The following is a 7395-nucleotide window of genomic DNA, read 5'->3' as shown; positions in this document are numbered from 1 at the left end:
AGAACCGAAGCTCTAGATTCTTGTTTTGACGCGTTTTCTTCACGCGAACCGGTGTCCACTTCGCTCGAAAACGCTCTAGCCGTAGCGGAAGTCGAGCAACTGGGCGAAGGACTGCAGCTCGATGAGGTAGCGATGCACGAGGGGGCCGTCACCCGCCATCGCGGCATGTGCGATCTCGCCGCTGCTGGCGATGGCGCCGTCGATCAGGCGGCGAAACTCGCCTTGAGCGGCGATCTCGCCATTTGCCCATTCGTTGCAGCGTTGGAGCCGATCGCGGAATGCGCTTGCGGCGGCGACAGTCCCTTCGGCGTTCGCCGATGCCGGCTGGTCGCCGTACCTGATCGCGGCAACCCGCAACGTTTCCATGGCGGGCGCGATCTCGAAGATGCAATCGCCGAGATCGTAGAGGCCCGCCTGGCGCCGGAGCGCGTGAAAAGCCTGCCGGATCGCAAGCAGCTCGCGGCCGGCGGCGGCATTGTCGCCGCGGTCCAGCGCGCCCGCGATCGTCGTGAGCTGGTCGCGCCCCCGGTCGAGAAATCCCGACACATCGGCTGGCGGATGAGCGGGCAGGAGGCCGGGCGCGTTCGGGGCGAGCTGCTTCCACCGGGCGACCGCCTCGTCGGTCTCGATCTGCGCCAGCGCGACGTTTCCGGTGCGCGCATAGCTCGCGGCCGTGCGCAGATTGGCCATGATCGGCGCCATCGCCGAGACGAAATCCGCTGGCTTTTCAGCCTCCGCACCAAACGCGAGTGCGTTCGAGGCGAGCCAGGCCAGCAGCACGATGGTGCAGCGCAAGATCGGAACTCCTTGTCACATTCGTGTATTCGAATATCATAATGAAAATGAGCAGCGCGCAAGATCTTCCGACGCCCGAAAGCCTGTTGTCGCTTCGCACGCCGACGCGGCGCGGTCTTCTCTCATTAGTCGCCGGCGCGGCATTGGCCGGCCGCGGCGCGGCGGCGGCCGAGCCCGCCGTGGGAGAAGACGGGCTCTATCACGAGCCCTGGTTCCTGCAGAGCTTCCTCGATCTGCGCGAGGATCTGGAGAGCGCCGCGGCCGGCGGCAAGCGCCTCGCCGTCATGTGGGAGCTGCGCGGCTGTCCCTATTGCCGCGAGACGCATCTGGTGAATTTTGCCGACGCCGGCATCGCCGGTTATATCCGCGACAATTTCGAGGTATTGCAGCTCAACCTGATCGGCTCGCGCAAGGTGACCGATTTCGACCGCGAGGAATTGGCGGAGAAGGACCTCGCCCGGAAATACGGCATCCGCTTCACGCCCACCTTCCAGTTCTTTCCGCCGTCCGTGGATGGCCTCCAAGCGAAAGACGCGATGGCGCGCGAGGTGGCGCGGGCACCCGGTTATCTCAAGCCGCCGCACTTCCTGGCGATGTTCCGCTTCGTGCGGGAGCGCGCCTATGAGCGCGGCTCGTTCCGGGATTTCCTCGCAGCCAACGGCTGATGGGACGCGTCCAGCGAATTTCGCTTGACGCTGCCATTCATATGAACATATCATAATAACTGAATTTGATGGACCGTGAGTCCATCGTGGTCGAAAGCGGGCGTCACCCCGCGATAAGGGTAGGAAACATGCGGCGCTCGCTTGCGGCTGCGTTTGCACTTTGTCTGTCGGCCAGTGTCGGCCTCGCGCAAGAGGCCGTCAAGGAGCCGATCAAGCTCGATGTCGTCAACGACTCCCTGCCCAAATCCCTGACCGGCGCGCCCGGCGATGCCGCCGCCGGCAAGAAGGTGTTCCTGACGCGCACGCTCGGCAATTGCCTGGCCTGCCATCAGGTCACCAGCCTGAAGTCGGAGGAATTCCACGGCGAGTTCGGCCCGTCGCTCGACGGCGTCGCCGGCCGCTACAGCGAGGCGCAACTCCGCCTCATCGTCGCCGACCCCAAGCGCATCTTCACCAACACCGTGATGCCCGCGTTCTTCAGGAACGAGGGCCTCAGCCGGGTGCGGCCGGAATTCGTCGGCAAGTCCATTTTGACGGCCGCGCAGGTCGAGGACGTCATCGCTTTTCTCAAGACGCTGAACTGACGGCGAGGAGGATCAGGAATGAAAGCCATCAATCGACGGCAGGCATTTGCGCTCGGGGGCGGCTTCGTCATGCTGACGCTGATGCCCATGGCGGCGGATGCCGAAGTGACGGGCGACGCGGCGAAGTGGATCGAGAAGTTCACTGGCGGCAAGCAGCCGGTGAAGGGCAAGATTTCGCTCGATCTGCCGGAGATCGCGGAGAACGGCAACACCGTTCCGCTGTCGATCAACATCGAGAGCCCGATGACCGCGGACTCCTACGTCAAGGACGTCATGATCCTCGCCGACGGCAACCCGAACGCGGGCGTGGCGACGCTGTCGTTCACGCCGCTGTCCGGCAAGGCCGAAGCCTCGATCCGGATCCGGCTCGCGACCACGCAGAACGTGATCGCGGTCGCGAAGATGAGTGACGGGTCGCTGTTCACGGAGCAGAAGACCGTCAAGGTCACCATCGGCGGCTGCGGCGGCTAAAGGCTTCAGGAGAGAAACAATGGCAGACAAACCGCGCATCAAGCTCCCCAAGGAAGCGGCCAAGGGCGAGGTGATCCAGATCAAGACCCTGGTCTCGCACGTCATGGAATCGGGCCAGCGCAAGGACGCGCAGGGCAAGACCATTCCGCGCAAGATCATCAACAAGTTCGCCTGCGAGTTCAACGGCAAGCCGGTGTTCTCGTGCGCGCTGGAGCCGGCGATCTCGGCCAATCCCTACATCCAGTTCGACGCCAGGATCGACGAGGCCGGAACCTTCAAGTTCGCCTGGACCGACGACGACGGCTCGGTGATCACGGCCGAAGAGAAGATTGCGCTCAAGGCATGATGCGCGCGGCGCATTGAGGGAGGCACCGATGGCGCGACGATATCTTGGGTTGGCCGCTCTGGTCGTGGCCGCCGCGTCGGTTGCGACGCTCGCGGTCGCGGACGAGGCCGAGCGCAAGGGCGTCGCGGCGCCGCCCGGCCACGTCTTCAAGACCATCATCTCCGGCTACGAATTCCGCAGCAAGGAGACCCGCGCGCTGCAGGACGATGACCTCGAAAACCCGGGCTTCCTCGCGGTGGAGCGCGCCGCTGATGCCTGGAAGAAGGCCGAGGGCAGCGAGGGCAAGTCCTGCATGAGCTGTCACGGCGAGGCCGAGACCAGCATGAAGGGCGTCGGCGCCGCCATGCCGAAATGGGACGACAAGCTGAAGAAGCCGGTCAACCTCGAGCAGCGCATCAACATCTGCCGCAGCGAGCACATGAAGGCCGAGCCCTGGAAATTCAAGTCCCGCGAGCTCACCGACATGACCACCTTCGTGCGTTACCAGTCGCACGGCATGCCTGTCGCGGTGAAGACCGACGGGCCGATGTCGCCCTGGTTCGAGCGCGGCAAGCAGATCTATTACACGCGCTACGGCCAGCTCGATCTTGCCTGTGAGTCCTGCCATGAGCGCAACAACGGCAAGTTCATGCGCGCCGATTTCCTCAGCCAGGGCCAGACCAACGGCTTTCCGACCTACCGGCTGCGCGACCAGCGCCTGGTGCCGCTGCACGAGCGCTTCGAAGGCTGCATGTTCGACGTGCGCGCCGAGCCGTTCAAGCCGCTCTCGGACGAGTTCCTCGCGCTCGAGCTCTATGTCGCCTGGCGCGGCATCGGCTTGCCGGTCGAGACGCCCTCGGTGCGCAACTAACCACGGTTTCCAGGAGCATCGCGCATGATCTCTCGCCGCGAATTCATGCAGGTCGCCGCGGCCACGGCCGCGCTGGCCGGCACAGGCTCCGGCCTGACCCGGGCGGTCGCCCAGCAGCGCCTGACCGAGAAGGAATTGCTGGCATTCGAGCCGCTCGGCAACGTCACGCTGGTGCACGTGACCGACATTCACGGCCAGCTGATGCCGCTGTATTTCCGCGAGCCCTCGACCAATCTCGGCGTCGGCGAGGCCAAGGGCTTGCCGCCGCACGTCACCGGCAAGGAGTTTCTCGCCCGCTTCGGCATCGCGCCCGGCTCGTCGGCGGCCTATGCCCTGACCTCGGAGGATTTCGAGGCGCTGGCCAAGAGCTATGGCAAGATCGGCGGCCTCGATCGCGCCGCGACCGTGATCAAGGCGATCCGCGCCGAGCGCGGCGACAAGGTCGCGCTGCTCGACGGCGGCGACACCTGGCAGGGCTCGTGGTCGTCGCTGAAGACGCGCGGCCAGGACATGATCGATTGCATGGCGCTGCTCAAGCCCGATGCCATGACCGGCCATTGGGAGTTCACCTATGGCACCGAGCGGGTCAAGCAGGCCATCGAAGGGCTCGGCTTCCCGTTCCTCGGCCTCAACATCCGCGACACCGAATGGAACGAGGCGGCGTTCGACGCCTCGACCATGATCGAGCGCGGCGGCGTCAAGATCGCGGTGCTCGGCCAGGCCTTCCCCTATACGCCGGTCGCCAATCCGCGCTGGATGATTCCGAACTGGTCGTTCGGCGTGCGCGAGGAGGACGTCCAGGCGCAGGTCGACAAGGCCCGCAAGGGCGGCGCGCAGCTCGTCGTGCTGCTCTCGCACAACGGCTTCGACGTCGATCGCAAGCTTGCGAGCCGCGTCAAGGGCATCGACGTCATCCTGACCGGACATACCCATGACGCGCTGCCTGAGGCGGTGAAGGTCGGCAAGACCCTGCTGATCGCCTCGGGCTCGTCCGGCAAGTTCGTCTCGCGGCTCGATCTCGACGTCCGCGACGGCGAGGTCAAGGCCTACAGGTACAAGCTGATTCCGCTGTTCTCCGACGTGATCAGTGCGGACGCCGAGATGGCCGCCAGGATCGCCGAGGTGCGCAAGCCCTTCGCCTCCGATCTCGCCAAAGTGCTCGGCAAGACCGACTCGCTGCTCTACCGCCGCGGCAATTTCAACGGCACCTTCGACGACCTGATCTGCCAGGCCTTGCTGCAGGAGCGCGACGCCGAGATCGCGCTGTCGCCCGGCTTCCGCTGGGGCACCAGCGTGCTGCCGGGGCAGGACATCACCTTCGAGGACGTCACCAACGCCACCGCGATCACCTATCCCGCGGTCTACCGCATGGGCATGACCGGCGCGCGGCTGAAGGAGATCATCGAGGACGTCGCCGACAATCTCTTCAACGTCGATCCCTATTACCAGCAGGGCGGCGACATGGTGCGGATCGGCGGGCTGTCCTACGCGATCGACGTGACCAAGCCGCAGGGCCAGCGCATCTCGGACATGCAGATGGCCAAGACCGGTGCGCCGATCGATCCCGCCAGGGAATATCAGGTCGCGGGCTGGGCCAGCGTCAACGAAGGAACCGAGGGGCCGCCGATCTGGGACGTCGTCGCGAACTATTTGACGCGGCAGAAGACCGTTCGTCTCGAGCCCAACCGGGCCGTCAAAGTCACCGGAGCGTAACAAGCGATGTCGAAGACAGACAGCCAATCCCGTCGCAGCTTCCTGGCCGCCGGCGCAGGCGTCGCGGCCACGATGCTGGCAAGGCCGGCCGCCGCCGGCGGCAATCCCGCCAACCAGCCGCCCAACGTCCCGGAATGGACCAGGTCGCTCGGCGAGGGCGTCGCGGTGCGGCCCTACGGCAAGCCGTCGAAATTCGAAAAGGACGTGGTGCGGCGCGACGTCGAATGGCTGACCGCCTCGCGCGAATCCTCGGTGAGCTTCACCCCGCTGCACGAGCTCGAAGGCATCATCACTCCGAACGGGCTCTGTTTCGAACGCCATCACGGCGGCATCGCGGAGGTCGATCCGGCCGATCATCGCCTGATGATCCATGGCCTCGTCGAGCGACCGCTCATTCTCACGCTGGACGAGCTGAAGCGCTATCCGCGCGTCAACCGCATCCACTTCATGGAGTGCGCGGCCAATTCGGGCATGGAATGGCGTGGCGCCCAGCTCAACGGCTGCCAGTTCACCCACGGCATGATCCATTGCGTGCAGTACACCGGCGTGTCGCTGCGCACGCTGCTGGAAGAAGCCGGTGTCAAGACCAACGGCAAGTGGCTGCTGGTCGAGGGCGCCGATGCGGCCGCGATGGACCGCAGCCTGCCGATCGAGAAGGCGCTCGACGATTGCATCATCGCCTACAAGATGAACGGCGAGGCGCTCTATCCCGAGCAGGGCTATCCGATGCGATTGGTCGTGCCGGGCTGGCAGGGCAATCTCTGGGTCAAATGGCTGCGCCGCATCAAGGTCGGCGACCAGCCCTGGCACACCCGCGAGGAGACCTCGAAATACACGGACCTCATGCCGAACGGCAAGGCGCGCCGCTTCACCTGGTCGATGGACGCCAAGTCCGTGATCACGAGCCCGAGCCCGCAGGCGCCGATCAGGCACGGCAAGGGCTTTACCATCGTGTCGGGGCTGGCCTGGAGCGGCAACGGCAAGGTCAAGCGCGTGGACGTGTCGCTCGACGGCGGCCGCAACTGGTGGCCGGCGCGGCTCGACGGGCCCGTGCTCGACAAGGCGCTGACGCGCTTCTACTACGAGTTCGACTGGAACGGCGAGCCGCTGCTGCTGCAATCGCGCGTGCAGGACGAGACCGGCTACGTGCAGCCGAGCAAGGCCGAGCTGCGCAAGATCCGCGGCGTGAACTCCATCTATCACAACAATGGCATCCAGACCTGGCATGTGCAGGCCAGTGGTGAGGTCGAGAATGTCGAAGTCGCTTAAGCTCATTGCAGTGGCGCTGACGGCCTGCGCGCTGGGCGCGCCGGCGCTTGCGCAGCAGAAGGCGGATGCCAAGGGCGGCCCGCGCTATCACATCGGCCGCGCGCCGACCGCGGACGAGATCCGCGGCTGGGACATCGACGTGCGCCCGGACGGGCAGGGCCTGCCGGAAGGCAAGGGCACCGTCGCGCAGGGCGAAAAACTGTTCATGGACAATTGCGCGACCTGCCACGGCGAGTTCGGCGAGGGCAACGGCCGCTGGCCGGTGCTGGCCGGCGGCAAGGGCTCGCTGACGTCGGACAATCCGGTCAAGACGGTGGGCTCGTACTGGCCCTATGCCTCCACCGTGTTCGACTACGTCAGGCACGCCATGCCCTATGGCAATACGGGATCCTTGTCGGTCGATGAATATTACGCGCTGGTCGCTTACGTCCTGTATCTGAACGACGTCGTCACCGATCAGAACTTCGAGCTGAACAGAAAGACCCTTGCCGCGATCAAGATGCCGAACGAGCAGGGCTTTGTGATGGACGACCGCGCCACCAGCGAGAAGTCGTTCTGGCAGAAAGACCCCTGCATGAAGGATTGCATCGCCCCGGTGAAGATCACCGGGCGCGCGGCCGCCATCGACGTCACGCCCGAGGACGGCAAGGACAAGAAGTCGCGGGGCGTGGAGTGAAAAACGGCCGGGCGAGCCGCCGCACG

The 7395-nt window shown here is 65.3% G+C and carries 9 protein-coding genes; 8 read left to right on the top strand and 1 reads right to left on the bottom strand.

Translation table 11 applies throughout. The features are described from left to right. Nucleotides 1–75: 75 nt before the first annotated feature. The gene (locus TSA1_RS05040) at nt 76–795 is read right to left on the bottom strand and encodes a hypothetical protein (RefSeq protein WP_174718760.1); all 720 of its coding nucleotides are present in this window, start codon (nt 793–795) and stop codon (nt 76–78) included. A 41-nt stretch (nt 796–836) separates the two neighbouring features. On the opposite strand from TSA1_RS05040, the gene TSA1_RS05035 reads away from it, so the two are divergent. The 8 genes from TSA1_RS05035 (at nt 837) to TSA1_RS05000 (ending at nt 7369) form a co-directional block, all read left to right on the top strand. Next, nucleotides 837–1460 carry a SoxW family protein gene (locus tag TSA1_RS05035; protein ID WP_174718759.1) on the top strand — a complete coding sequence of 208 codons (624 nt, stop codon included), beginning with the start codon at nt 837–839 and terminating at the stop codon, nt 1458–1460. Between the two features lie 128 nt (nt 1461–1588). Then, entirely contained in the window at nt 1589–2044 is a 456-nt protein-coding gene (gene soxX / locus TSA1_RS05030; protein ID WP_174718758.1) for a sulfur oxidation c-type cytochrome SoxX, read from the top strand. Nucleotides 2045–2062: 18 nt separating this feature from the next. Then, nucleotides 2063–2515 (top strand): thiosulfate oxidation carrier protein SoxY, encoded by a 453-nt coding sequence (soxY, locus tag TSA1_RS05025; protein ID WP_100175383.1) that lies wholly within the window; start codon nt 2063–2065, stop codon nt 2513–2515. A 19-nt stretch (nt 2516–2534) separates the two neighbouring features. Beyond that, complete coding sequence (soxZ, locus tag TSA1_RS05020; RefSeq protein ID WP_097659132.1) at nt 2535–2861, top strand: thiosulfate oxidation carrier complex protein SoxZ; 327 nt, start codon at nt 2535–2537, stop codon at nt 2859–2861. 28 nt (nt 2862–2889) lie between these two features. Next, on the top strand, nt 2890–3711 hold the full coding sequence (soxA, locus tag TSA1_RS05015) for a sulfur oxidation c-type cytochrome SoxA (RefSeq protein ID WP_100175382.1): 822 nt from the start codon (nt 2890–2892) through the stop codon (nt 3709–3711). A 24-nt stretch (nt 3712–3735) separates the two neighbouring features. Next, the gene (soxB, locus tag TSA1_RS05010) at nt 3736–5424 is read left to right on the top strand and encodes a thiosulfohydrolase SoxB (protein WP_100175381.1); all 1689 of its coding nucleotides are present in this window, start codon (nt 3736–3738) and stop codon (nt 5422–5424) included. 6 nt (nt 5425–5430) lie between these two features. Further along, nucleotides 5431–6693, top strand: a complete 1263-nt coding sequence (soxC, locus tag TSA1_RS05005; protein ID WP_100175380.1) for a sulfite dehydrogenase — start codon at nt 5431–5433, stop codon at nt 6691–6693. Further along, nucleotides 6632–7369 carry a c-type cytochrome gene (locus TSA1_RS05000; RefSeq protein WP_174718757.1) on the top strand — a complete coding sequence of 246 codons (738 nt, stop codon included), beginning with the start codon at nt 6632–6634 and terminating at the stop codon, nt 7367–7369. Before soxC ends, TSA1_RS05000 begins: the two co-directional genes overlap by 62 nt. The last annotated feature ends 26 nt before the right edge of the window (nt 7370–7395 follow it).

Source organism: Bradyrhizobium nitroreducens (assembly GCF_002776695.1).
Lineage (GTDB): Bacteria > Pseudomonadota > Alphaproteobacteria > Rhizobiales > Xanthobacteraceae > Bradyrhizobium > Bradyrhizobium nitroreducens.
This window is presented reverse-complemented; position numbering and strand designations above follow the sequence as displayed.